General features: G+C 42.0%; 1 protein-coding gene. It reads left to right on the top strand.

Annotated elements, in window-relative coordinates; translation table 11 throughout:
- Nucleotides 1–80: 80 nt before the first annotated feature.
- Nucleotides 81–543 (top strand): 2Fe-2S iron-sulfur cluster-binding protein (locus tag ACTHUR_RS17380; RefSeq protein WP_440399960.1); only part of this gene is annotated, 463 nt, incomplete at its 3' end.

The raw sequence follows: 543 nt of genomic DNA on the forward strand, positions 1-543 counted from the left end.
AGATAGGACAGGCCGTCTGAAAGATAGGTCTTATTTTTAAGACGGCCTTTATTTTTGATTCTAAAATTATTCTAAATACCATGACACATACTATTACCTTATCAGATCAAATAACATTTACGGCAAACGATGATGAAACCGTTCTTGCTGCTGCGACCCGTCAGAATTTAAATCTGCCCCATTCTTGTAAAAGTGGCGCCTGCGGACAATGTAAGGCCGAGTTGATGAGTGGTGAATTTGAAATGGGCGATCATATTGATAAAGCCATCAGCGAAGAAGAAAAAGCGCAGGGCAAAGTGCTATTGTGCTGTACTACTGCGAAGAGCGACCTGAAAATCAATGTGCAGGGGTTTAATCCGAATGCTTTGCCAGTGCGCACTTTGCCTGTACGTATCGAAACGATTGAAATCAAACATGATGTTGCTTTGTTGAGATTGGCTTTGCCTAAAGCCCCATCGTTTGCATTTTATGCAGGGCAGTATATTGACTTGTTGCTTCCGGGTAATATTAGTCGCAGTTATTCAATCGCCAATTCACCTGACC

Source organism: Neisseria sp. P0021.S007 (assembly GCF_051956855.1).